We start from the raw sequence: 24,175 nt of genomic DNA, 5'->3' as shown, positions 1-24,175 counted from the left end.
GATTCCTGCTTTATGAGGGGCGCAACGCCCCGCGAGGATGAATGACGACGACGAAACGGCCAGGCGGACTCGGGCGGATCCTTCAGCGGCTGGGGGGGCTGGCCTATGAACTGACGCCGCAGGTCTTCGCCGTGGCCTCGTTCGGTCTGGGCGCGGTCATGCTGCTGTCGGCGGCCACGCCGGCCTTTAGCGGGCGACTGCAGGCGCTGGACCGGATTTCGGCTCCCATCCTGATCGACCTGTCGCATTTCGCGGCCAGCGTGACCGGCTTCTTGCTGTTGCTGGTGTCGGCGGGCCTGTGGCGTCGCCGCCGAGGGGCCTACTACGCCGCCTTGTTCGGACTGATGTTGGGTGCGGTCTTCTCCTTGATGAAGGGGCTGGACTGGGAAGAGGCGGCGGAACTGACCCTGGCGGCCGCCCTGCTGCTGCCGTGCCGGGCCGCGTTCAACCGACGCTCGCGTCTGGGCGAGCCGCTTCGGCCGGGCTGGCTGCTGATGCTGGCCGCCGCCGTCGCCGCCATGCTGTGGCTGGGCTTCTTCGCCTATCGCGACACGGCCTATACCGACGAGTTGTGGTGGACCTTCCTGACCGACAAGCAGGCCTCAGGCTTCCTGCGCGCAGGGGCCGTTCTGGCGGTGCTGACCCTGGCGGTGGCGGTGCGCTCGCTGCTGACGGCCCCGGGCGCCCGGAGCCATGGCCCCGCCGGTCCCGCCGATATCGCGCGTGCTCGACTCGCGCTGGATCAGGCCGATACGGCGGCGCCTGAAGCCAGCCTGGCCCTTCTGGGCGACAAGGCGCTGTTGTTCAGCCCGTCGGGGCGCAGCTTCATCGCCTACCGCGTGCAAGGACGGCGCTGGATCGCCATGGGCGAGGCGGCGGGCCTGAAGGCCGAACGGCTGGAGCTTCTGTGGGCCTTCGCCGAGATGGCCGACAGCTACGGCGGGGCGCCGGTCTTCTATTCGGTGGGCGAGGGCATGCTGGCGGACCTGGCGACCCTGGGGCTGGCGGTCCGGAAGGTGGGCGAGGCGGCGGTGATCGACGCCGCGCATTTCTCGACCGAGGGCAAGGGCAAGCAGAACCTGCGCACCGCCGTGAACCGGGCCGAGCGTGAGGGGGCGACGTTCGAGGTCCTGGCGCCCGGCGCCGTCCGGCCGCTGGAGGCCGAACTGCGAGCGGTGTCAGACGCCTGGCTGAATCACCATAACGGGTCGGAAAAGGCCTTCTCCCTGGGGCGGTTCGATATCGACTATCTGGATCGCTCGCCGGTCGCCGTCGCGCGCGAGGGGGGACGCATCGTCGCCTTCGCCAACCTGCTGGTCGGGGCGCGCGGCGAAGAGGCGATGATCGACCTGATGCGGCATGATCCGGAGGGGCCGCACGGGATCATGGACTATCTCTTCACCCGCACCGCGCAGTGGGCGCGCGCCGAGGGGTTTGAGCGCCTGGACCTGGGCATGGCGCCCTTGTCGGGGCTGGAGGACCGGCGTCTGGCGCCTGTTTTCGCCCGGGTCGGCGCCCTGGTGTTCGAGGAGGGCGGGGCGGTCTACGGCTTCCAGGGCCTGCGCGCCTACAAGGGCAAGTTCGGCCCGGCGTGGCGGCCCAAGTTCATCGCCGCCTCGACCTCGACGCCTCTGGCCCTGGCCTTGCTGGACGTGGCCTTGCTGACCAGCGGCGGCTGGCTGGGGCTGCTGGGGTTCAGGAAGTAGCTCAACGGCCTCGAGCAGCCCGAGGAGCGATAGGCGCCACAAACAAAAAAAGGGGCGGACCGTATGGTCCGCCCCTTTGTCTTACTCAGGCTTGACGCGCTTCTTGCGGAACGAGGGGTTCAGCACCTGCTTGCGCAGGCGGATCGACTTGGGCGTGACCTCGACCAGTTCGTCTTCCTCGATGTAGGCGATGGCCTGCTCCAGCGACATCTGGCGCGGCGGCGTCAGGCGAACCGACTCGTCCTTGCCGGCGGCGCGAACGTTGGTCAGTTGCTTGCCCTTGATCGGGTTGACGTCCAGGTCGTCCCAGCGGCTGTTCTCGCCGATGATCATGCCCTGATAGGTTTTTTCGCCGGCGCCGACGAACATGACGCCGCGGTCTTCCAGGTTCCACAGGGCGAAGGCGGCGGTTTCACCGTCCGAGTTCGAGATCAGCACGCCCTTCAGACGACCCTCGATGGCGCCCTTGTGCGGCTCGTAGTGCGAGAAGACGCGGTTCAGCACGCCCGAACCGCGCGTGTCGGTCAGGAACTCGCCCTGATAGCCGATCAGCGAGCGCGACGGGCACTTCAGCTGGATGCGGGTCTTGCCGGCGCCCGAGGGGCCCATGTCGGTCATTTCCGCCTTACGCGCCGACAGCTTCTCGATGACGATGCCCGAGAACTCGTCGTCGACGTCGACCATGACGTCTTCGATCGGTTCCATCTTCTCGCCGTTCGGGCCGGTCTGGAAGACCACGCGGGGACGCGAGATCGAGACCTCGAAGCCTTCGCGGCGCATGTTCTCGATCAGAACGCCCAGCTGCAGTTCGCCGCGGCCGGCGACCTCATAGGCGTCGCCGCCTTCGGTCGTGGTGACGCGGATGGCGACGTTGGCTTCGGCTTCCTTCAGCAGGCGGTCGCGGATGACGCGCGACTGGACCTTGTCGCCTTCGCGGCCGGCCAGGGGGCTGTCGTTGACCGAGACGGTCATCGAGATGGTCGGCGGGTCGATCGGTTGGGCCGGCAGGGCGTCCACGACTTCCATGGCGCACAGGGTGTCGGCCACGGTGGCCTTGGACATGCCGGCGATGGCGACGATGTCGCCCGCTTCCGAACCCTCGTCCAGGGGCTGACGCTTCAGGCCGCGGAAGGCCAGAACCTTGGTGATGCGGCCGCGCTCGATTTCCTTGCCGTCGCGGTCCAGGGCGTGGATGGCCATGCCGGGGACGGCCTTGCCGCTCTGGATGCGGCCAGTCAGCAGACGGCCCAGGAAGGGGTCGCTTTCGATCAGGACGTTCAGCATCTGGAACGGCTTGTCGCGGTTTTCCTGAACCTTGGGCGCCGGCACGTGGTCGACGATCAGGTCGAACAGGGGGGCCAGGTTGTCGTTGGGCTGGTTCAGGTCCAGCGTCGCCCAGCCCGAACGGCCCGAGGCGTAGATGTGCGGGAAGTCCAGTTGCTCGTCCGTGGCGCCGATGGCGGCGAACAGGTCGAAGGTTTCGTTGTGGACGCGGTCCGGGTCGGCGTGGGCGCGGTCGACCTTGTTGATGCAGAGGATCGGGCGCAGGCCCATCTTCAGCGCCTTGGTCAGCACGAACTTGGTCTGGGGCATGACGCCCTCTTCGGCGTCGACCAGGATGACACAGCCGTCCACCATGCCCAGGATGCGCTCGACTTCGCCGCCGAAGTCGGCGTGGCCGGGGGTGTCAATGATGTTGATGCGGGTTTCGCCGGCCTTGCCGTTCCACAGGACCGAGGTGCACTTGGCCAGGATGGTGATGCCGCGCTCTTTTTCCTGGTCGCCGGAGTCCATGGCGCGCTCGGTGGTCGCCTCGTTGGCTCGGAAGACGCCGGACTGAGCCAGCAGCTGGTCAACCATGGTGGTCTTGCCGTGGTCAACGTGGGCGATGATAGCGACGTTACGAAGGTTCATTTCGGGCTCGGGCGGACTGTGTTCGGCCACGGAAGTCCGGGCCGCTGCAAGATGCGGAAAGCGGGAAGGAAGCGGCGCCTCTTACAGCCCTATCGTCTGAAAGACCAGCGGGACGGTTCGATTGTGCGTCAGCCGGGCAAAATGAGCACGATCGTGACCAGTGCAAGGCCGCCGATCAGCAGGGCCGACAGGGCGGCCACGGCGGCCACGCGCGGCCCGGCCCGGACCACGGCGCGCGGGTCGACCATCAGGCCCAGCGCCGCCATGGCGATCAGGGTCATTGAGGTCACGCCGGCCTGCAGCGGGGGCAGGACGATCTCGGGGATCAGGCCCGCCGAGCGAAGACCCATCAGGATCAGGAAGACGATGATGAACCAGGGCGCCATGTGCTGCAGCCTGGGCCGCTTGGCGCCTTCGACTTTTCCAGAGCGCAGCAGGCCCAGGACCAGGCAGATCGGTCCCAGCATGAGGACGCGGACCAGCTTGACCACGGCGCCGGTCTGAACCGCCAGCATGCCGGCGGGGGCGGCGGCGGCCAGGACCTGGGGCACGGCATAGACGGTCAGACCGGCCAGAACGCCGACCCTGGTGGCGTCAAAGCCCATCAGCGCCCCGACGACGGGGACCAGCAGGACCACGGCTATGCCCAGAACGGCGGTGAAGCCGATGGCGGCGGCCACGTCCTCGCCCTCGGCCGCGATGACCGGGGCGACGGCGGCGATGGCCGAGTTGCCGCAGATGGCGTTGCCGCAGGCCACCAGAAGCGCCATGGCGGGCGGCAGGCCGAAGGCGCGGCCCAGGGCATAGCCGCCGATAATGGCCAGAACGACCACGCCGACGATGGCCAGCAGCAGGACAGGGCCGAGCGCCATGACGGCGGCGCCGGAGACGGTCGCGCCCAGCAGGGCGACGGCGACTTCCAGCAGGGTCTTGGCGCTGAACTGCACGCCGGGCGTCCAGACGTTCGACGGGGTCCAGAACAGCCGGATCCCCGCGCCCATCAGGATGGCGATGACCAGCCCCTCGACCCAGGGATGGCCGAACAGCGAGGTCTCGATCAGTTGCAGGCCGAAGGCGACCGCGCCGACGCCCGCGCTCAGCAAGACGCCGGGCAGCAGGCGCGTCAGGCCGCGCAGGGGAGCGGCCTGATGAGAGGGGGCGTGGGCGGAATGGTGGGCGGTCGTCATGACGCCGCATCATCTGCTCCGTTATCTGATCGATCCAACGGATAGTTGTGGATTTAATGATCGATAGAAGCGATTGATTGTCCATGACGCTGGAACAGCTCCGCATCTTCGTCGCCGTGGCCGAGCGCCTGCACATGACGCGGGCGGCTGAGGCCCTGCATCTGACCCAATCGGCGGTCAGCGCGGCGGTGGCGGCGCTCGAGGCCCGGTACGGGGTCCGGCTGTTCGACCGGGTCGGGCGGGGCCTGGCTCTGAACGCGACCGGCGCGGCCTTCCTGCCGGAGGCGCGGGGGGTGCTGGCTCAGGCCGAGGCGGCGGAGCGGGTGCTGGACGATCTGGCGGGGCTGAAGCGCGGCTCGGTGCGGCTGTTCGCCAGCCAGACCATCGCCGCCTACTGGCTGCCGCCGAGGATGGCGGCGTTTGCGCGGGTCCACCCCGAGATCCAGCTGCACCTGTCGATCGGCAACACGCACCGGGTGGTCGAGGCGGTGCTGGCGGGCGAGGCAGAGCTGGGCCTGATCGAGGGGGCGTTCGAGGCGCCGCGGGTCGAGAAGGCGCGGATGGACGCCGACCGGCTGGTCGTGGTCGCGGCGCCGGGGCATCCGCTTGCGGGGCGGGCCGAGGCGCTGTCGGCGGCGGAGCTGAAGGGCCTGGACTGGGCCTTGCGCGAGGAGGGATCGGGGACGCGCAGCGAGTTCGAGGCGGCCTTGCCGCGCGGCGTCGCGGCGGGCTTGCGGGCCGTTCTGACCCTGCCGTCCAACGAGGCCATCCTGTCGGCGGTGGCGGCGGGGGGGCTGGTCACGGCGATTTCGGAACTGGCCGCCCAACCTCTGATCGAGGCGGGGCGGCTGGTTCGTCTGCCGCTCGATCTGCCCGAGCGGCCGTTTCATCTGCTGCGCCACCGCGAACGGCGGCCCAGCCGGGCGGCGGAGGCTTTCGCCTCCGCCTTGTAGGAGTTTTAGACCTTGGCCGAGCGGCTGCGGATCCAGGCGTAGAGGGCGAAGGTCAGGACCGCGAAGGCGACCAGACCGGCCCACATGGCGGGCCACATCGTATCCTTGGGCAGAAGGGCGAAGGGCGCTTCGTTCCGGGTGCTGACGATGACGGCGGCGGTGAAGACGCCAAACAGGCTCTCGCCCACGATCAGGCCCGAGGCCAGCAGGACGCCCATGCGGCGGCCCACGTCGGCGAAGCGGGTCGTGGCGATCCACTTTTCATAGGCCCAGCCGCAGACGGCCCCGACGACCAGCATGGTGGTGACGGCGGCCGGCAGATAGACGCCGATGCCCGCGGCCAGAGGCGGCAGCTTGACCTTGTCCTTGGTGGCGCCGCGCAGGACGACGTCGAGGATGATGACCAGAACGCCGACGACGGCGCCGATGCCGATCAGGTCCCAGCGCAGCTCGCCGCTGATGACGCCCTTGGCCAGGGCCGAGATCAGGGTGGCCTGCGGGGCGGCCAGGGTCTGCGAGCCCTCGACGATGGCGGGCGGTCCGCCCTCGAAGCCGAAGGCCTGGTTCATCATGTCCAGGACGAAGGGGATGACCAGGGCGCCGGCGACGACGCCGACCAGCAGGGCCGTCTGCTGACGCCAGGGGGTGGCCTCGACCAGCTGGCCGGTCTTGAGGTCCTGCAGGTTGTCGTTGGAGATGACGGCCACGGCGAAAACCACGGCCGTGACGATCAGGGCGAAGGCGATGATCGAGGGATCGGCGGGCACGCCGGCCACGGCCATGACCCCCAGCATCAGCAGGGAGGCGATGATGATGGCCAGGATGCCGACGCCGGAGACGGGGCTGTTCGACGAGCCGATCAGGCCGGCCATATAGCCGCAGATGGCGGCCACGGCGAAGCCGATGACCACGACATAGATCAGGCCGCCGACGACCAGCAGGGGTGTCGAACCGGCCAGGGCGGTGCCCTGGGCGAAGACGGCCAGCAGGACGGCGATGCCGACCAGGGCGGCGACCGACAGCAGGCCGACGATCTTGATCGGGATGTCCTGCTCGGTGCGGTCCAGAACCTCGCCGTGGGCGCGCTTGGTCTGGGCGGCGATGGCCGAGGTCAGGCCGGCGACCAGGGGGGCGGCCAGCTTGGCCAGGGTCCACAGGGCGGCCACGCCGATGACGCCGGCGCCGATGAAGCGGACTTCCTTGGCCCAGACGGTCATGGCCAGTTCCTCGGCCGGGGCGCCGGCGGGCAGGCCGGCGGCGATCGAGGGCACGCCGTGGGCGGCGGCCCAGGCCACGAACTCGGGTGAGGTCAGGACGGGGACGAAGATCAGCCAGGCCAGGACCAGGCCGAACAGCTGGGTCAGGCCGACGGCCAGACCGATCAGGTGACCGGCGCCCAGAAGAGCGAACTGCATGGAGAAGCCTACGCCGGTCGCGCCGCCGCCCAGAGCCGCAGGCAGGCGCGCGAAGGCGGTGGTTTCGGCGGCGAAGACGCGGGCCGAGGCCAGGAAGGCGAAGAAGGCCGAGGCGATGGCGCTGCCGATCACCACGAACAGGCCCGAACGGTTTTCGCGCACGGCCTCGGCTGATTCATCGGCGCCGGGCGAGCCGACCTTGAGCACCTCGGCGGCGGCGACGCCCTCGGGGTAGGGCAGGCCGCCCTGAACCACCAGCGTCCGGCGCAGCGGAATGGAGAAGGTCACGCCCAGGACGCCGCCGAGCACGCAGATGGCCACCGACTCCCAGAAGGGGAAGTTCATCCACCAGCCGATCATGACCAGACCGGGCAGAACGAAGATGATGGAGCTCATGGCGCCGCCGACCGAGGCGACGGTCTGCACCGTCATGTTCTCCCAGATGGTCGAACCCTTGAAGGCGCGCAGCAGGGCCATGGAGATGACCGCCGCCGGGATGGCCGAGGCGAAGGTCAAGCCGACCTTCAGGCCCAGATAGGTGTTGGCCGCCGTGAAGACCGCCGCCAGCAAACAGCCCAGGATCAGGGCGCGGATGGTCAGTTCGATGCGTTTGCCGGTTCCGGCGGGTCTGTCTGTCATGCGGGGTTCTTTCCGTTGTCGCGCCGGAGGTAAGCCCGAAAGCGCGGCCGTGACAACGGGTCGCGGGGCTTGGGGTCGGCCTCTTCTCTTGTGTGGCGTCAGGCTCTACCTCTTCCGCCATGCCTGAATTGCCTGAAGTCGAAACCGTGCGGCGTGGTCTGGAGCCAGTGCTGGAGGGGGCGCGGTTGACCATGACGCGTCAGAACCGGCCGGACCTGCGCTTTCCCTTTCCCGAGCGCTTCGTTGAGCGGCTGGACGGGGCGACGGTGCTGCGGCTGGATCGGCGGGCCAAGTATCTGCTGTTTCCTCTGTCGTCCGGCGAGACCTGGGTGACGCATCTGGGCATGACCGGGCGTTTCACCCTGGAGGGCGTGGCGCCGGGCGTGTTCGAGACGGACGCGCCGGTGGCGGGCAAGCACGAGCATATGAGTCTGACGGCGGAGCGGGCCGGGGTGCTGACCCGGCTGGGCTACGCCGACGCGCGGCGCTTCGGCTTCATGGGCCTGATTCCGACCGAGACGGTCGAGGGGCACGCCTGGTTCGCGGGTCTGGGTCCGGAGCCTCTGGGCAACGCCTTTTCGGCCGCGCATCTGGCCGAGGCCTTCGCGGGCAAGGCGCAGAACATCAAGGTCTCGCTGCTGGATCAGAGGATCGTGGCGGGGCTGGGCAATATCTATGTCTGCGAGGCCCTGTACCGGGCGCGCATCTCGCCGCTGACGGCGGCGGGCAAGGTCAGTCGGCCCCGGCTGGAGCGGCTGGCGACCGAGGTGCGTCAGGTGCTGGCCGACGCCATCACGGCCGGCGGCTCGACCTTGAAGGACTTCGCCAATGTCGAGGGCGGGCAGGGCTATTTCCAGCATCGCTTCGATGTCTATGGCCGCGAGGGCGCGCCGTGCCGGACCGAGGGCTGTTCCGGCGTGGTGGCGCGCGTGGTCCAGGGCGGGCGGTCGACCTTCTTCTGTCCGGTCTGCCAGAAGCGGTGACGTGTCTGAAAAATCCGACGTAATGTAAAAAATAATAGACATTATGTCTGCATCGTGCGACATCGCCTCATCGCTTGGGATCAAGGAGAGGGCGCAATGTCGTTCAGGGAAAAACTGTCGTGGGGCGTGCTGCTGACCACCTCGGCCGTGTGGAGCTTCTATTTTGTGCGGCTGGGGCTGAGGGCGGCCGACGGCCTGCTGACGCAGGATCTGGTGCTGTGGACCATGGGGGTCTGCATCGGCTTCAGCGTGGCGGCCCATGTGGGCTTTTGCATTCTGGCGGCGGTCAGCAGCTCGAAGGCGGAGCGGTCCGTGGTCGATGAGCGCGAGCAGGGCGTGGCCCTGAAGGCTAGTCAGGCGGCGTTTCTGACGATGAGCGCCGTGCTCGGCGGTCTGGCGGCCTTCGCCTATGTCTATGCGCGCAAGCATCCCGATCTGTTGGGGGCGGAGCCCCTTGCGGCGGCCATGCTGCTGGCGGCCAACGGGGTGATCTTCGCCCTGGCCCTGTCGGAGGTGGTGCGCCACGCGACCCTGATCACCCTGCTGCGCCGGGTCGGCTGAGGCCGCGACGGATAAGGAGCGCGACATGAGCTTTCGCGAGAAGCATCTGGGGGTCGCCATCATCGCCGGGCTGGCGGTCTGGGGCGCCTATGGCTGGAAGTTTTTTGAACGGGTGCTGGCCGGTGGGCTGAAGCAGGCCGACTTCGCCGCCGACATGGGCGGGCTGTTCGTCCTGGGCCTGGTTGCCGTGGTGGTGCTGGAGGCCGGGTTGACGGGCCTGGCCATGCTGACCACGTCCAGGGCCGAGCGCCGGGCGCGCGACGAGCGCGAAGGGCTGGCGACGCTGCAGGCCAGCCATGTCTCGCTGATGCTGCTGATCGGTTTGCTGGTGACGGTCTCGGCGGTCGCCTACGGCGTCGGCTTCTGGGGGAGCGTGAAGCCTGAGCGGCTGGCGCGGTGGATGATCCCCGGCAACGGTCTGGTGCTGGTCGCCAATGCGGTGCTGGGCTGCATCATGCTGTCGGAACTGGCGCGCTGGGCCCTGTCCCTGGCCCTGCTGAAGCGGGGGCGGTGATGGGCAAGACGCCGCCGCCTATAAAGAACCGCATCCGCGAGCTGCGCTTTCACGCCAGCGAGATGACCCAGGCCGATCTGGCCGCGCGCATCGGCATGACGCGTCAGACCATCGTGGCCATGGAGCAGGGCAAGTACTCGCCCAGCCTTGAGGCCGCCTTCCGCATCGCCCAGGTCTTCGGCGTCGAGATCGGCGAGGTGTTCCAGTGGGAGGGCTGAGGCGCTAGACCTCCTCCCGAACAGATATAGTGAGGAGCGCCTGATGGCCGACGCCTATTCCACCCTGCTGATCGAACGCCACGCCGACGGCTATGCGGTCGTCACCTTGAACCGGCCCGAGGCGCTGAACGCGCTGAACACCACCCTGACCGGCGAGCTGGGCGACTTCCTCGAGAGCGTGGCCGACGACGACAGCGTGCGCTGCGTGGTCCTGACCGGCTCGGTGAAGGCCTTTGCGGCCGGCGCCGACATCAAGGAGATGGCGGATCAGGCCTATGCCGACATGTATCGCGGCAACTTCTTCGCCCGCGCCCATGACAGGGTGTCAGGGTTCAGGAAGCCGATCATCGCGGCGGTGTCGGGCTATGCGCTCGGCGGCGGCTGCGAACTGGCCATGCTGTGCGACTTCATCATCGCCTCGGAGACGGCCAAGTTCGGCCAGCCCGAGATCAATCTGGGCGTGGCGCCGGGCATCGGCGGCTCGCAGCGCCTGACCCGCGCTGTGGGCAAGGCCAAGGCCATGGACATGTGCCTGACCGGCCGGATGATGGACGCCGCCGAGGCTGAACGCGCCGGACTGGTCTCGCGCGTGGTGGCGTCCGACGTCCTGCTGGACGAGGCGCGGGCGGCGGCGGCCAAGATCGCCGGCCAGTCGATCCTGGCCGTCATGGCCAACAAGGAGCTGGTCAACGCCGCCTTCGAGACGACCCTGGCGCAAGGGGTGGTGTTCGAGCGCCGCCTGTTCCACTCCCTGTTCGCCTTCGAGGACCAGAAGGAGGGGATGGCGGCCTTCGTCGAGAAGCGCAAACCCGCCTTCACCGGCCGTTGAGCCCAGCCTCAAACCCAGGCCCTGATTCAATTCCGGCCGTGTCGCGTTGACCGGCCGGAGCCTTTCCGCTATAGCCGCCCGCTCTTGAGATTTCCTCGCCGTGGACGTGGGTTCGCGGCGTTTTCGTTCGAAGGTTTTTACCCGATGGCCAACAATGCAGGCGCCCGCAAGGCGATCCGCAAGATCGAAGCGCGGACCGAAGTGAACAAGGCCCGCCGTACGCGCGTTCGCACCTACCTCCGCAAGTTCCAGGAAGCTCTGGCCGGCGGCGACGTCGAAGCCGCCAAGGGCGCCTTCATCACGGCCCAGTCGGAACTGATGCGCGCCGTGTCGAAGGGCGTGGTTCACAAGAACACCGGCTCGCGCAAGGTTTCGCGCCTGGCCGCCCAGCTGAAGAAGCTGTCGGCCGCCTGATTTAGGTGGCGTCGGGACGGGCTTTCACGCCTTTGTCAAACGGCGTCATTTGATGGGTCCGGACCACCCGTAACAGGGTTGTCGCAAGAAAATCTAACGATTTCAACGGCGAGGAAGCGCAAGCTCCCTCGCCGTCTTGCTGTGCGGCGCTAAGTGCCCGATGGAATCCGGCAGAATCCGACGTTCGGAAATGGGGCGAAATCGCCATTTTCCCAAGCGTGGCCGAGGTTTGCCGGAGTCAAACAATTTAAGTGCGAATCTCGACTCGAATCAGCGTTGATCTCCGCTCCGCTGTGCGTAAGTTCGAGGGGTAACGCACTTCCATCCAATCTGGATGAAGGCGAGGGAAATCAAAGGTTTCCCTCGGCGGGAGATGTCTGTCTGTGAGTACGACCCCACTCGCGAAGCCTGGCTTCGCGGGACAGGAGAAGTCGTCCCGGATTTGGCTGCTTCGAAGGGCGTTCGTTCGGTGGACTAACTTAACTCTGGCGGGTGTCTGAGAATGATCGGGGGCGCACTAATGACGGGCATGACGGATCCTGACCGTATCTGGACCGAGGCGGCGGGTCGCCTGAAGGCCGAGATCGGCGATGGGCCCTTCAGCAGCTACATCGCGCCCTCGGCCGTGAGGCTGGACGCTTCGGGCAATCTGATCCTGGTGACGCCGACCGCCTATGCGCGGGACTGGGTGCGCAAGAACGCCCTGCGTCGCATGAACGAGCTGTGGCTGGGCCTGGACGGCCTGTCGCGCCGTCTGGACGTGCGATGCCGCGCCGAGGTGGGTTCGCCCGCCCCGGCGACCGCCTTCCCCGCCGGCGAGGCCCCGCGCCTGGCTTCGGTCGGCGGCGTGGTCGCCCCTTCGGTCGCGGCTTCGGCCATGGCCGCCTCCGCCTTCGCGCCCTCGACCGACGGCGCTCGCGCCGTGCGCGCCGCCGGTCTGCAAGAGCGCCTGACGTTCGACAGCTTCGTCGAGGGCCAGGGCAACGCCTTTGCGCTGGCCATCGCCAGGCAGGTCGCCAGCTGGGCCGACGGCCACTTCAACCCGGTCTTCTTCTGCGGCCCCTACGGCTACGGCAAGACCCATCTGCTGAACGCCATCGCCTGGGAGGCGCAGCGCCTGCGCCCCGACGCCAAGGTGGTCTATCTGACCGCCGAGCGCTTCTTGTCGACCTTCGTGCGCGCCATGCAGGACCGCTCGACCGCGGCCTTCAAGGAAAGCCTGCGCTCGGCCGACATGCTGCTGCTGGACGACGTCCAGTTCGTCGGCGGCAAGACCTCGACGCAAGAGGAACTGCTCAACACCCTGACCTCGCTGATCGAGGACGGCAAACGCATCGTCCTGTCGGCCGACCGCGCCCCGACCGCCCTGACCGACGTCGAGCCGCGTCTGCGCAGCCACCTGGCCGCCGGCCTGACCTGCCCGGTCGAGGCCGCCGATCGCAGCCTGAAGGTCGCCGTGGCCCAGTCGCGTCTCAGCGCCCTCGCCAAGCTGGGCGTCGTCTCGGGCGAGGCCCGCGCCGATGTTCTTGAACATCTGGTGGACCGCACCCCCGGCTCGATGCGCGAGCTTGAAGGCGCGGTGAACACCCTGGCCGCCGTCGCCGGCGCCCGCCTGTCGGCCCTGACGGTCGACGAGGCCCAGAGCCTGCTGGGCGTCGCCCTGCGCGGCGGGCCCGAGCGCCGCATTACGGTGGACGAAATCCAGAAGACGGTCGCCGACCACTTCAACCTGAAGCAGGCTGATCTGCTGAGCGAGCGCCGCACGCGCGCCATCGCCCGCCCGCGCCAGATCGCCATGTATCTGTGCAAGCAGCACACGACCCGCTCCTATCCCGACATCGGCCGTCGCTTCGGCGGACGCGATCACACGACCGTCCTGCACGGCGTGCGCAAGATCGAGGAGCTGATGCCCAAGGAAGAGCAGATCGCCCGCGACGTGGAAGCCCTGACGCGCAAGCTGCGCGGATAAAAGGGAAGTGCCCCGCAAGCTGCGCGGTTAATTCCTTCTTCCGCTCACCCCGGCGAAGGCCGGGGCCCAGATTGTAGGGCTACGCCGTTTCGGCATTGAGCGTCGCTTGGCTCGAACTGAACCGCGGCGTCTGCATCTGGATCCCGGCCTTCGCCGGGATGAGCGGTTTGGGGATCAGGCCTGTGGATAGCGGGGGCAGACGTCGCAGGATGTCAGGCCCCCGTTGCCCCTTTCGCTCAATGCGCTAGTGTTCCAGCCCATCCTTACGGCGACGCTGCAAACGGCGTCGCGGCCCGGGCGAGACCACATGCAGCTGACCATCGAACGTTCCGCGCTCCTGAAAGCCCTCGGGCACGTTCAGAGCGTGGTCGAGCGCCGCAACACCATTCCGATCCTGTCGAACGTGCTGCTGAGCGCCGGGCGCGACCGCCTGTCCTTCGCCGCCACCGACCTCGACATGGAGATGGTGGACGAGGCCGAGGCCCAGGTGAACGTCGAGGGCCAGATCACGGCCCCGGCTCACACCCTGTATGAAATCGTCAAGAAGCTGCCGGACGGCGCCGAGGTCTCTCTGACCTACTCGGGCGATGATCCGCGTCTGGTGATCTCGGCCGGACGTTCGCGCTTCAATCTGCCGGTCCTGCCGGCGGGCGACTTCCCGGTCATGTCCACGGAAACCTCGGGCGCGCGCTACAGCCTGCCCAAGGAAGATCTGGCGCGTCTGATCGACAAGACCCGTTTCGCCGTCTCGACCGAAGAGACGCGCTATTATCTGAACGGCCTCTATCTGCACACGGTGTCGGACGGCGGCATTCCCCTGCTGCGCGCCGTGGCCACCGACGGCCATCGCCTGGCCCTGGCCGAGACCCCGGCGCCGGAAGGCGCGGCGGGCGGCCCAGGCGTCATCGTGCCGCGCAAGACGGTCGATCAGGTCCGTCGCCTGCTGGACGACGGCGCCGGTTCCGTCGAGATCCAGGTCTCGGCCCAGAAGATCCGCTTCGAGTTCGGCCACGCCAGCCTGACCTCGAAGGTCATCGACGGCGCCTTCCCCGACTATCTGCGCGTCATTCCCAAGGGCAACGACAAGCAGGCCGACATCGACAACGCCCTGTTCGCCAAGGCCGTCGACCGTGTGGCCACCATCTCGGCCGAGAAGAGCCGCTCGGTGAAGCTGGCCTTCGACAACGACCGGGTGAAGCTGACCGTCCGCAACATGGAAGCCGGTCAGGCCGAGGAAGAGGTCGAGATCGGCTATTCCGAAGAGCCCTTCGAAATCGGCTTCAACGCCCGCTATCTGCTGGACGTCGCCGGCCAGATCACCGGCGAGACCGCCCACTTCAAATTCGCGGACCCGGCGTCGCCGACCCTGGTGCTCGATCCGGCCGACGTGGGCGTGCAGTACGTGCTGATGCCGCTGCGGGTGTAAGCGGGGTGTCTCAAAATTGGGTTTGTCCTTTTTGCGGACACGCGCAGGTGGTTACAGAGAAGCAAAGCTTTTCGGGCAACTTGAGTATACGCCCGGCATTTAGTCGCCATGACAAGATGTTGCTTTCCATCTCCGCGACATCTTGCGCCAACGTTGATTGTGGCGAGTTGGAGCTGAGTGGAGCGCTGATCGCCGGTACCGTCACCTATCTCGCTGGCAATCCTAGATTCAATCCGGAGGTAGAGTTGGACCGTTGGTCCCTTCGACCACGGTCCAACGAAAAGCCTCAGCCAGCCATCGTACCCGCCCCGCTTGTGGAGGACTACGTAGAAGCCTGTCGGATTAGAGATTTGAGTCCAAAGGCATCTGCGACGCTAGCTCGCAGGTGCCTGCAGGGGATGATCCGTGATTTTTGCGGCATCGCTAAGCCGACTCTTCTCAAGGAGATCGAGGCGCTCAACAAAGTGGTCGAAGCTGGCACGGCTCCTCCTGGTGTCACCGCTGAGACCGTAGAAGCGATCGATCATGTCCGCTCCATTGGCAATATCGGTGCCCATATGGAAAAGGACATAGACGTAATCGTTCCGGTCGAGCCTGGTGAGGCTCAAGCGCTGATCGAGTTGATCGAGCTTCTCTTTGAAGAGTGGTATGTTGCGCGCCATTCAAGACAAGAGAAGCTTGCGCGAGTTAGGTTGATTGCGGCTGAAAAGGCTTTTGCCAAAGCCTCGGAAACAGGGTCGTGATAGATTGGAGCGCGTTTAAGTAACGCGCCGATGATCACCTCCCTCGCCCTCACCGACTTCCGTTCCTATGCGAGCGCCAGCCTGCCGGTTTCCGGCGGTGCCGTGGTGCTGCATGGGCCGAACGGGGCGGGCAAGACCAATCTGCTGGAGGCGATCAGCCTGCTGACCCCCGGCAAGGGGCTGCGCGGGGCGACGGCGCAGGAGATGGGACGTCGCGAGCCGGGCGAGGCCGTGGGCCGGGCCTGGGCCGTCATGGTGACGTTGGATGAAGACGGCGAAGAGGTGCGTCTGGGCACGGGGGTGCAGACGCCGGGCGCGGCGCGGCGCATCGTCCGCATCGACGGCGAGACGGCCCCGCCGGGACGGCTTCTGGATCACCTGCGCCCTGTCTGGGCCACACCCGAGCAGGACCGGCTGTTTTCCGACGCGCGGGCGGGGCGGCTGCGCTTCTTCGACCGGCTGGTCTTCGCCGCTGATCCCGACCATGCGGCCACGGTCTCGACCTATGAAAAGGCCCTGCGCGAGCGGTTGAAGCTGCTGACCGACGGGGCGGCCCATTCTTCTGAGGGAGGGCGGCCCGCCGATCCCTTGTGGCTGGACGCCCTGGAGGCGCGGCTGTCCGAGGTCGGGGCGCGGGCGGCGGTGGCGCGGACGCGGGCGCTGGCGGCGCTGCAGGCGGGCATCGACGCCCGCGACGACCGGCCCTTCCCCCAGGCCGACCTGGGCCTGACCGGCCCGGCGGAAGAAATGGCGGCGACGGGGGCGGACGAGGCGGACATCCTGGCCATGCTGGGCGAGGGCTTCATGCGGGCGCGGGGGCGCGACGCCGCCGCCGGGCGCTCGCTGTTCGGGCCGCACCGCTCGGACCTGACGGCGCTTCATCGCGAGAAGAACCGGCCGGCCGCCGAGGGGTCGTCGGGCGAGCAGAAGGCCCTGGTGCTGAACCTGATCCTGGCCCAGGTGGGGCGGCTGGCGGGTCAGCGAGCACAACCTGTCCTGCTGCTGGACGAGGCTCCGGCCCATCTCGACGAGGCCCGTCGCGCCGCCCTGTTCGACGAGATCGAGGCCTTGCAACTGCAGCCCTTCATGACCGGCACCGAGCGCAGCCTGTTCGCCGCGCTGGAGGGGCGGGCGCAGTTCGTTTCGGTGGAGGGCGGGGCGCTGCTGGCGGGCTGAGGCGCGTCTTCTCCCTCCCCTTCATGGGGAGGGTGGCCGAGGCGCAGCCGAGGTCGGGTGGGGGCGCTTTGGTCGTTCGGGTGCTGCGCACAATGAGCCACGCCCTCCCCACCCGGTCGCTGCGCGACCACCCTCCCCATGAAGGGGAGGGAGAGGGGGGCTAAAGGCTCGCTTTTCCCGTCAAATTTCCTATATGTTATCGGCGTCGGGGCGTGGTGAATTGCGACCTGACGCGGATGGCCGGATGGCCGTCTTTTCCCTGTCCGTCCGCGGACCCTGAGCCGACGTTTTCATGACCGACCAGACCGAGACTTCGCCGGAATACGGCGCCGATTCCATCAAGGTTCTCAAAGGCCTGGACGCGGTGCGCAAGCGCCCCGGCATGTATATCGGCGACACCGACGACGGCTCCGGCCTGCACCACATGGTCTATGAGGTGGTCGACAACGCCATCGACGAGGCCCTGGCCGGCCACGCCGATCTGGTGACGGTCACCCTGAACGAGGACGGCTCGGTCACCGTGACCGACAACGGGCGGGGCATCCCGACCGCCATTCACGCCGAGGAAGGCGTTTCCGCTGCCGAGGTCATCATGACCCAGCTGCACGCCGGCGGTAAGTTCGACCAGAACTCCTACAAGGTGTCCGGCGGTCTGCACGGCGTGGGCGTCTCCGTGGTCAACGCCCTGTCCGACTGGCTGGAGCTGGTCATCTATCGCGAGGGCAAGAAGCACAGCGTCCGCTTCGAGCGCGGCGAGACCGTGCGCGCGCTGGCGGTCATCGGCGACGCGCCGATGCGCGAGGACAAGGGCCGTCTGCTGACCGGCACCGAGGTCACCTTCTATCCGTCGGTCACCACCTTCAGCCACATCGACTTCGACCTGAAGACGCTGGAGCACCGCCTGCGCGAGCTGGCCTTCCTGAACTCGGGCGTGGTCATCAAGCTGTCGGATCATCGCGGCGCCGAGCCGGTCGAGATCATGCTGCACTATGAGGGCGGCGTCGAAGCCTTCGTGCGCCACCTCGACAAGTCCAAGACCCCGATCCTGAAGGACGTCATCGTCATTCGCGGCCAGAAGGACGGCATCGAGCTGGACCTGGCCCTGTGGTGGAACGACAGCTACCACGAGACCATGCTGTGCTTCACCAACAACATCCCGCAGCGGGATGGGGGCACCCACCTGTCGGCCTTCCGCGCCAGCCTGACCCGCGTCATGGGCAGCTATATCGAGAGCTCGGGCCTGGCCAAGAAGGAGAAGGTCGCCCCGACCGGCGAGGACGCCCGTGAAGGCCTGACCTGCGTCCTGTCGGTCAAGGTGCCGGATCCCAAGTTCAGCTCGCAGACCAAGGACAAGCTGGTTTCGTCCGAGGTGCGTCCGGCGGTCGAGAGCCTGTGCTCGGAAGGCCTGTCGACCTGGTTCGAGGAACACCCGGTCGAAGCCAAGATGATCGTGTCCAAGATCATCGAGGCCGCCTCGGCCCGCGAAGCCGCCCGCAAGGCGCGCGACCTGACCCGTCGCAAGTCGGCGCTGGAAATCAGCAGCCTGCCCGGCAAGCTGGCCGACTGTCAGGAACGCGATCCGGCCAAGTCCGAACTCTTCATCGTCGAGGGCGATTCCGCAGGCGGCTCGGCCAAGCAGGCCCGCAACCGCGAGAACCAGGCTGTCCTGCCCCTGCGCGGCAAGATCCTGAACGTCGAGCGCGCGCGCTTCGACCGGATGCTGTCGTCGGATCTGATCGGCACCCTGATCCTGGCGCTGGGCACCGGCATCGGCCGCGACGACTTCAACGCCGACAAGCTGCGCTATCACAAGATCATCCTGATGGCCGACGCCGACGTCGACGGCGCCCACATCCGCACCCTGCTGCTGACCTTCTTCTATCGTCAGATGCCGGAGCTGATCGAACGCGGCCACGTCTACATCGCCCAGCCGCCGCTCTATAAGGTCTCCAAGGGCAAGCAGCACCGCTACGTCAAGGACCAGGCGGAGATGGACGCCTACCTGATCGAGGAAGGCTGCGCCGACGCCGAGCTGGACCTGTCGACCGGCGAGCGCCGCATGGGTCTGGACCTGCAGGCCCTGGTGCGCGAGGCCAAGGCCTTCAAGGCCCTGGTCGATCGTCTGGCCGCCCGCGCGCCCGCCTTCGCCATCGAGCAGGGCGCCCTGGCCGGCCTGTTCACCGAGAGCGCCGGCGAACTGGAGACGCGCGCCGCCAACGCCGCGACGCGTCTGAACCTCTATGCCGAAGAAGGCGACGGCCCGTGGTCGGGCGATCGCGCCGAACAGGGCGGGGTGGTGTTCAGTCGCGTCCGTCGCGCCGTCAGCGAGACCATCGTCCTGGACGAGCAACTGGGCCGCTCGCTGGACGCCCGTCGTCTGGCCGAACGCGCCGCGACCTTCGAGGGCCTGTTCGACCAGCCCGCCGTCTATCGCCGCAAGGACAAGACCACGACGATCCGCGGGCCCCTGGACCTGCTGAACGCCGTGCTGGACGCCGGCAAGAAGGGCATGGCCATCCAGCGCTACAAGGGTCTGGGCGAGATGAACCCCGAGCAGCTGTGGGAGACGACGCTCGACGTCAACGCCCGCACCCTGCTGCAGGTCAAGGTCGAGCACGGCGACGACGCCGACGACCTGTTCGCCAAGCTGATGGGCGACGTGGTCGAACCCCGCCGCGAGTTCATCCAGGACAACGCCCTGGACGCCGCCGTCGACGTCTGACTGGTCCGGGTCTCAATTAATGAGAACTGAGCCACAACCGAAGGCCAGCCTATGCTGGCCTTCCTGCGTCAAAGCAGTCCCGAAGCGCGATTGAAGGTCTGTGCCCTCAGAGGCTCACAAGCGCCAAGACCAGTCATTGGCAGTCCGTCTGAAACTCGCCTTCAGAGAAACGCTCGCGGTCCGCGCGTTGCAAGCCGCGCTATGGTGAGAAGTCTCCTTTTGCAACGGCGTCGCAGCGCATAAAGTAGCGCCGTGCAGGAGAAGCGTCTCCTGATCGCTTTGGGGGACCCACTTGTGAGATTGTTAAATTGCCTTCCTGTGCTCGCGTTGACCGCGATTGCTACGCCTGCGCTGGCGGCCGCTGAGGAAGCAAATGACAAGGGACTATGGATTGCGCTAGGCGTCGTTTTCATGGGCTCCTTTACGGCTATCCTGGGTGGCGTCATGGCCGCGTATGCCAAGAAGAAGCAGTCTGGAAAAAAGGATCTGACTGACTGACCTGTCCGTCACTTCGTCCCCAAGCCGAGTCATTTCAGTGAGAGCATTCGCACCATTTATGACTCGGACCACTGACGACGGGTTCATTCGGATCGGCTTGACGGGTCGTCCCTTTCGGGGCGGCCCGTTTTTGCATCGGGGCGGCGCTGCCAGCGTAAGCTCATCGTGGCTAAATTGTGACTTTTTCGTGTTGTGTTTGCGGCGTCTTGACGCACAGCGGGGTGCGGCGCATCCCTAACGGGGTTCGATGAATGCCCCGGGCTGGGGCGGGAGAGGCTGATGAGAAACATGGTGTTCGCGGGCGCGGCGGCGCTGGCGCTTGTATCGGCTTCGCCGGGTGCCGTGGCGCAGGATTCCAGCAAGACGGCCACCTATGGCGAGATCGTCCTGCGGGCCGGTTTCACGCCGGATCCCTATCGGGTGTCGGTGACGGCGGGCGGCGCGATCGACGCCTACAAGGACACGCCCCTGCCGGCGGCCTGCGTCGGCAATGTCGCTGACGCTCCCGATTTCGAGGTGACCTACGAGGCCGGTCGCCTGCCTTTGGTGTTCCGCACCCTGTCCTCGGTGGACACGACCCTGATCATCAATGGGCCGGACGGCAGTTGGTCGTGCGACGACGACAGCTATGGCGACGGCGACGCCCAGGTGCGCTTCGACAAGCCGCGCAGCGGCGCCTACGATGTCTGGATCGGCACCTTCGGCGGCGGCACGGCCAACGCCACCCTGCTGATCACCGAGACGCCCTGAGCAGGCCGAGGTGAAGCGGCGAGGGCCTACTGGTCCTCGTCGAACTTGCGGGCGACCAGGTCGCTGAGGGCCTCGAGGGCTTCAGCCGCGTCGACGCCCTCGGCCTCGATCTCGACGCCGCAGCCAATGCCGGCGCCCAGCATCAGCAGGCCCATGATCGAGCGGGCGTCCACGGTGACGCCGTCGCGGGTGACGCGGATTTCGGATTCGAAGCTGGAGGCCAGCTTGACGAACTTGGCCGAGGCGCGGGCGTGCAGGCCGCGCTGATTGCAGATGCCGACGGTGACCTGCATGGGACCCGAGGTGGAAGCGTCGCTCATTTTTCCCCCGCCAGGACCCAGGACGCCACCGAGATGTATTTGCGCCCGGCGTCCTGCGCATGGGCGACGCAGGTCTCAAGGTCCTCGCGCCCGCGCACGCTGGCCAGCTTGATCAGCATGGGCAGGTTCAGCCCGGCGATGACCTCGGCATGGGTCTGCTCCATCACCGAAATGGCCAGGTTGGAGGGCGTGCCGCCGAACATGTCGGTCAGCAGGATGACGCCGTCGCCGTCGTTGACGGCCGCGGCGGCGTCGACGATGTCGCGGCGGCGCCGCTCCATGTCGTCTTCGGGGCCGATGCAGATCGCGGCCACGCCCCGTTGCGGGCCGACCACGTGCTCCATCGCCGCCAGGAATTCGGAGGCCAGGCCCCCGTGGGTGACGATCACCAGCCCGATCATGAAGGCTTCACCAAGACAATACGCCCCGCGCTTCTGCTCTCAGCGAACGCCCCTGGGGCGCCCGGACTGATCTGCAAGCCGGCCTTCATAGGCCAATCGCGCGCCGGTTCAAAGAGCGGCCAGCGCGGTTGCGACCACCTGACCCGCCGAGGCGGGGCGCGGGTCGAGCCGCAGGCGCGGAATCGTCACGCCCTCCCAGGTCCAGAAGGCGGGCTCTGGCAGGCGCTCGATCGCCTCATGGGCGCCCTGAACGGCCAGAACGATGCGGGCCAGCGGATGGGCCCGGGCGCCGAGGATGCCCAGGCCGCGCACCTCGATCCGGCCGGCGATCGCCGCCGGGGCGGCGGCGTAGAGGGCGCTGTCCGAGGCCCAGACATGGGTCCAGTCGTCGGCGATCAGCCGCCAGCCGTGACCGATCAGCCGCAGGGCCAGATCGCTCTTGCCGACGCCGGACGGTCCCTGGATCAGGACGCCGCGCCAGCCTTGAGGCGTGTGGCGGGCCACGGCGGTGGCGTGGAGGGGTTGCATGGGTGCGGTCATGGGCGTCGTCCGGCCAGGGGCAGAAGGACTTCGAAGCGGGCGCCGACGACGGCGCCGTTCTCGCCGGTGCGGTTCTCGGCGTGGACGCGGCCGCCGTGGGCGTCGACGATCTGGCGCACGATGGACAGGCCCAGGCCCGAGTTGGCGCCGAAGGCCGTGCCCTTGGGCCGCGAGGTGTAGAAGCGCTCGAACACCGTCTCGAGGTTTTCCGGCGGGATGCCGGGCCCGTCGTCTTCGACGCGGATGCGCAGGGGCAGGTCCGGGCGGCTGTCGTCGCGCTCAAGCCGGACGCGGACCTCGCCGTCGGCGGGGCTAAAGGAGCGGGCGTTGTCGATCAGGTTTCGGAACACCTGACCCAGGGGGATGTCGCGCCCCAGAACGCGCGCCGCCTCGGCGGTTGAGGCGAAGCGCACACGCGCCTCGCCGGGCTTCTGGCCGCCCTCATAGACGGCGATGATGTCGCCCAGCAGCTCGTTCAGGTCGATCAGGCGCGGCCGGTCGCGCGACAGCTCGGCGTCCAGGCGCGAGGCGTTGGAGATGTCGGTGATCAGCCGGTCCAGGCGCCGCACGTCCTGCTGCAGCAGATTGGTCAGGCGCTGACGCTGCTCGTCCGTCTTGACCAGGGGCAGGGTCTCCAGCGCCGAGCGGATCGAGGTGAGGGGATTCTTGATCTCGTGGCTGACGTCGGCGGCGAAGCGTTCGATGGCGTCCATGCGCGTCGACAGGGTGTCGGTCATGGACTCCAGAGCTCGGGCCAGGTCGCCGATCTCGTCCTTGCGGTCCTCAAGGTCGGGCAGGGAGATGGCGCGGGCGCGTTGCAGGCGCACCTGGTCCGCCGCGGCCGACAGGCGCATGACGGGCCGCGCCACGAACAGGTGCAGCACCAGGGCGGACAGCAGGTTCACCGCCAGGGCCACCAGGGCGAAGGGAGTCAGGGCGCGGCGCTGGGCGGCCAGGGTTTCGTCGACGTCGCCGGCTTCCAGCGTCAGCACGCCCAGCACCTGCTGGACATGGCGCACGGGCAGGGAGACGGAGACGACCCGGTCTCCGTTTTCGTTGCGGCGGATGTCGGCCTGGGGCGCGCCTTGCAGGGCGCGCTCGACCTCGGCCGACAGGTCGGCGTTGGCGCGGGTCAGGCGGGCCTCCTCGCGCGGCGAGGGCCCGCTGGGCGCCAGGGCGGTGCCGGCGGGATTGGCAGGGGGCAGGGTCTCGCCCGGAATGGCGTCGGTCACGGCGAAGCTGTCCGAGACCAGGAGGCCGTCCTGATCATAAAGGCGCGCGCGCTGTCCTTCGGGAATGAAGTTGTCGCGCAGCCACAGCCCGGCCGCGCCGGGGTCCAGCGCCGGATAGGGCTCGCCCCGGGTGATGCCCAGCTCGCCCAACACATTGGCCAGCAGTTCCGCTTGAACCGAGAGGGATTCCTGGCGGGCCTCGATCAGGCCGCGCCGCCATTCGTTCAGCGCCAGGGCGCCGCCGAAGAGGATCAGCAGGCTGAGCAGGTTGAGCGCAAGAATGAACCCGCCGAGGCGCGACCCGCCGAAGCGGAATCGACGCCGCAGCCGGCCGTCCTCGGCCTCAGCTTTCGCGGTAGCGGTAGCCGACGCCATACAGGGTCTCGATCGCGTCGAACTCGGGATCGACGACCCGGAACTTCTTGCGCATGCGCTTGACGTGGCTGTCGATGGTGCGGTCGTCGACATAGACCTGATCGTCGTAGGCGGCGTCCATCAGGCTGTCGCGGCTCTTCACGAAGCCGGGCCGCTGGGCCAGGGCCTGAAGCAGCAGGAACTCGGTGACGGTCAGCTTGACCGGCTTGCCGTCCCAGGTGCTTTCGTGGCGCGCCGGGTCCATCGACAGCTTGCCGCGCTTGATGGCCTTGCCGGCGGCTTCGGCCGCGGTCTCGCTCTCGCCGCCGTCGGCGCCGGTGCGGCGCAGCAGGGCCTTGACCCGCTCGATCAGAAGGCGCTGGCTGAAGGGCTTGTGGATGTAGTCGTCGGCGCCGAGGTTGAAGCCGAGGATTTCATCGATTTCCTCGTCCTTGGACGTCAGCATGATGACCGGCAATTGCGAGGTCTGGCGCAGTCGACGCAGCACCTCCATCCCGTCCATGCGCGGCATCTTCACGTCCAGGATCGCTAGATCCGGGGGCGTGGTCTCCAGGGCCTCAAGGCCCGAGGCGCCGTCATGATAGGCCGTGACCTTGTGGCCGTGGCTTTCGAGGGCCAGGGACACGGAGGCGACGATGTTCTCGTCGTCGTCGACCAGAGTGATGTTGGCCAAAGGCTTCTCCTGAGTGC

23 protein-coding genes are annotated in these 24,175 nt (G+C 67.7%); 15 read left to right on the top strand and 8 right to left on the bottom strand.

Annotated elements, in window-relative coordinates; genetic code table 11:
* Positions 1 to 41 precede the first annotated feature (41 nt).
* Positions 42 to 1,706: a phosphatidylglycerol lysyltransferase domain-containing protein gene (locus ACI2KI_RS12245; protein WP_404620433.1), complete on the top strand. Its 1,665-nt coding sequence runs from the start codon at positions 42 to 44 to the stop codon at positions 1,704 to 1,706.
* A gap of 81 nt (positions 1,707 to 1,787) precedes the next feature.
* On the opposite strand, the gene typA is transcribed toward ACI2KI_RS12245, so the two are convergent.
* Together typA and ACI2KI_RS12235 are read right to left on the bottom strand one after the other, a co-directional pair.
* Complete coding sequence (gene typA / locus ACI2KI_RS12240; protein WP_292085072.1) at positions 1,788 to 3,620, bottom strand: translational GTPase TypA; 1,833 nt, start codon at positions 3,618 to 3,620, stop codon at positions 1,788 to 1,790.
* Positions 3,621 to 3,748: 128 nt separating this feature from the next.
* Complete coding sequence (locus ACI2KI_RS12235; protein ID WP_404620431.1) at positions 3,749 to 4,807, bottom strand: YeiH family protein; 1,059 nt, start codon at positions 4,805 to 4,807, stop codon at positions 3,749 to 3,751.
* Positions 4,808 to 4,890: 83 nt separating this feature from the next.
* Here ACI2KI_RS12235 and ACI2KI_RS12230 point away from each other — a divergent pair, with 83 nt between their 5' ends.
* Entirely contained in the window at positions 4,891 to 5,760 is an 870-nt protein-coding gene (locus tag ACI2KI_RS12230; protein ID WP_404620861.1) for a LysR substrate-binding domain-containing protein, read from the top strand.
* A 5-nt stretch (positions 5,761 to 5,765) separates the two neighbouring features.
* On the opposite strand, the gene ACI2KI_RS12225 is transcribed toward ACI2KI_RS12230, so the two are convergent.
* Entirely contained in the window at positions 5,766 to 7,814 is a 2,049-nt protein-coding gene (locus tag ACI2KI_RS12225; RefSeq protein WP_404620429.1) for an OPT family oligopeptide transporter, read from the bottom strand.
* Positions 7,815 to 7,933: 119 nt separating this feature from the next.
* Between ACI2KI_RS12225 and mutM the strand changes: the two genes are divergently transcribed.
* The 13 genes from mutM (at position 7,934) to ACI2KI_RS12160 (ending at position 20,617) form a co-directional block, all read left to right on the top strand.
* On the top strand, positions 7,934 to 8,797 hold the full coding sequence (gene mutM, locus ACI2KI_RS12220; RefSeq protein ID WP_404620427.1) for a bifunctional DNA-formamidopyrimidine glycosylase/DNA-(apurinic or apyrimidinic site) lyase: 864 nt from the start codon (positions 7,934 to 7,936) through the stop codon (positions 8,795 to 8,797).
* Positions 8,798 to 8,893: 96 nt separating this feature from the next.
* A complete protein-coding gene (locus ACI2KI_RS12215) occupies positions 8,894 to 9,358 on the top strand; it encodes a hypothetical protein (protein WP_404620425.1) in 465 nt (154 codons plus the stop codon).
* Between the two features lie 25 nt (positions 9,359 to 9,383).
* Entirely contained in the window at positions 9,384 to 9,872 is a 489-nt protein-coding gene (locus ACI2KI_RS12210; RefSeq protein WP_404620423.1) for a hypothetical protein, read from the top strand.
* Positions 9,872 to 10,090 carry a helix-turn-helix transcriptional regulator gene (locus ACI2KI_RS12205; protein WP_292085082.1) on the top strand — a complete coding sequence of 73 codons (219 nt, stop codon included), beginning with the start codon at positions 9,872 to 9,874 and terminating at the stop codon, positions 10,088 to 10,090. Before ACI2KI_RS12210 ends, ACI2KI_RS12205 begins: the two co-directional genes overlap by 1 nt.
* A 43-nt stretch (positions 10,091 to 10,133) precedes the next feature.
* Positions 10,134 to 10,919, top strand: a complete 786-nt coding sequence (locus ACI2KI_RS12200) for an enoyl-CoA hydratase (RefSeq protein WP_404620421.1) — start codon at positions 10,134 to 10,136, stop codon at positions 10,917 to 10,919.
* Positions 10,920 to 11,063: 144 nt separating this feature from the next.
* Entirely contained in the window at positions 11,064 to 11,333 is a 270-nt protein-coding gene (rpsT, locus tag ACI2KI_RS12195) for a 30S ribosomal protein S20 (protein WP_292085084.1), read from the top strand.
* A gap of 502 nt (positions 11,334 to 11,835) precedes the next feature.
* Positions 11,836 to 13,302, top strand: coding sequence for a chromosomal replication initiator protein DnaA (dnaA, locus tag ACI2KI_RS12190; protein WP_404620419.1), 1,467 nt, complete (start codon positions 11,836 to 11,838; stop codon positions 13,300 to 13,302).
* Positions 13,303 to 13,609: 307 nt separating this feature from the next.
* A complete protein-coding gene (dnaN, locus tag ACI2KI_RS12185) occupies positions 13,610 to 14,728 on the top strand; it encodes a DNA polymerase III subunit beta (RefSeq protein ID WP_292085086.1) in 1,119 nt (372 codons plus the stop codon).
* Positions 14,729 to 14,844: 116 nt separating this feature from the next.
* The gene (locus ACI2KI_RS12180; protein ID WP_404620859.1) at positions 14,845 to 15,471 is read left to right on the top strand and encodes a DUF4145 domain-containing protein; all 627 of its coding nucleotides are present in this window, start codon (positions 14,845 to 14,847) and stop codon (positions 15,469 to 15,471) included.
* Positions 15,472 to 15,501: 30 nt separating this feature from the next.
* A complete protein-coding gene (gene recF, locus ACI2KI_RS12175; protein WP_404620417.1) occupies positions 15,502 to 16,647 on the top strand; it encodes a DNA replication/repair protein RecF in 1,146 nt (381 codons plus the stop codon).
* 292 nt (positions 16,648 to 16,939) lie between these two features.
* Positions 16,940 to 19,369, top strand: coding sequence for a DNA topoisomerase (ATP-hydrolyzing) subunit B (gyrB, locus tag ACI2KI_RS12170; protein ID WP_404620415.1), 2,430 nt, complete (start codon positions 16,940 to 16,942; stop codon positions 19,367 to 19,369).
* Between the two features lie 252 nt (positions 19,370 to 19,621).
* The gene (locus ACI2KI_RS12165) at positions 19,622 to 19,867 is read left to right on the top strand and encodes a hypothetical protein (protein WP_404620413.1); all 246 of its coding nucleotides are present in this window, start codon (positions 19,622 to 19,624) and stop codon (positions 19,865 to 19,867) included.
* A 279-nt stretch (positions 19,868 to 20,146) separates the two neighbouring features.
* Complete coding sequence (locus ACI2KI_RS12160; RefSeq protein WP_404620411.1) at positions 20,147 to 20,617, top strand: peptidase S1; 471 nt, start codon at positions 20,147 to 20,149, stop codon at positions 20,615 to 20,617.
* Positions 20,618 to 20,643: 26 nt separating this feature from the next.
* Here the strand turns inward: ACI2KI_RS12160 and ACI2KI_RS12155 are convergent, their stop codons facing one another.
* The 5 genes from ACI2KI_RS12155 to ACI2KI_RS12135 all read right to left on the bottom strand — a co-directional run bounded on the left by ACI2KI_RS12155 (position 20,644) and on the right by ACI2KI_RS12135 (position 24,158).
* Complete coding sequence (locus ACI2KI_RS12155) at positions 20,644 to 20,937, bottom strand: HPr family phosphocarrier protein (RefSeq protein WP_292085092.1); 294 nt, start codon at positions 20,935 to 20,937, stop codon at positions 20,644 to 20,646.
* Positions 20,934 to 21,338 (bottom strand): PTS sugar transporter subunit IIA, encoded by a 405-nt coding sequence (locus ACI2KI_RS12150; protein WP_292085094.1) that lies wholly within the window; start codon positions 21,336 to 21,338, stop codon positions 20,934 to 20,936. The genes ACI2KI_RS12155 and ACI2KI_RS12150 overlap by 4 nt, the downstream gene beginning before the upstream one ends.
* 108 nt (positions 21,339 to 21,446) lie before the next feature.
* Entirely contained in the window at positions 21,447 to 21,878 is a 432-nt protein-coding gene (locus ACI2KI_RS12145; protein WP_312065935.1) for a serine kinase, read from the bottom strand.
* Complete coding sequence (locus ACI2KI_RS12140) at positions 21,875 to 23,485, bottom strand: ATP-binding protein (RefSeq protein WP_292085096.1); 1,611 nt, start codon at positions 23,483 to 23,485, stop codon at positions 21,875 to 21,877. Before ACI2KI_RS12140 ends, ACI2KI_RS12145 begins: the two co-directional genes overlap by 4 nt.
* Positions 23,454 to 24,158 (bottom strand): response regulator transcription factor, encoded by a 705-nt coding sequence (locus ACI2KI_RS12135; RefSeq protein ID WP_404620408.1) that lies wholly within the window; start codon positions 24,156 to 24,158, stop codon positions 23,454 to 23,456. Before ACI2KI_RS12135 ends, ACI2KI_RS12140 begins: the two co-directional genes overlap by 32 nt.
* Positions 24,159 to 24,175: the final 17 nt, after the last annotated feature.

This window comes from Brevundimonas sp. NPDC046655 (assembly GCF_044901625.1).
Lineage (GTDB): Bacteria > Pseudomonadota > Alphaproteobacteria > Caulobacterales > Caulobacteraceae > Brevundimonas.
The sequence above is the reverse complement of the archived record's forward strand: the minus strand, read 5'-3'. Positions and strand labels throughout refer to the sequence as shown.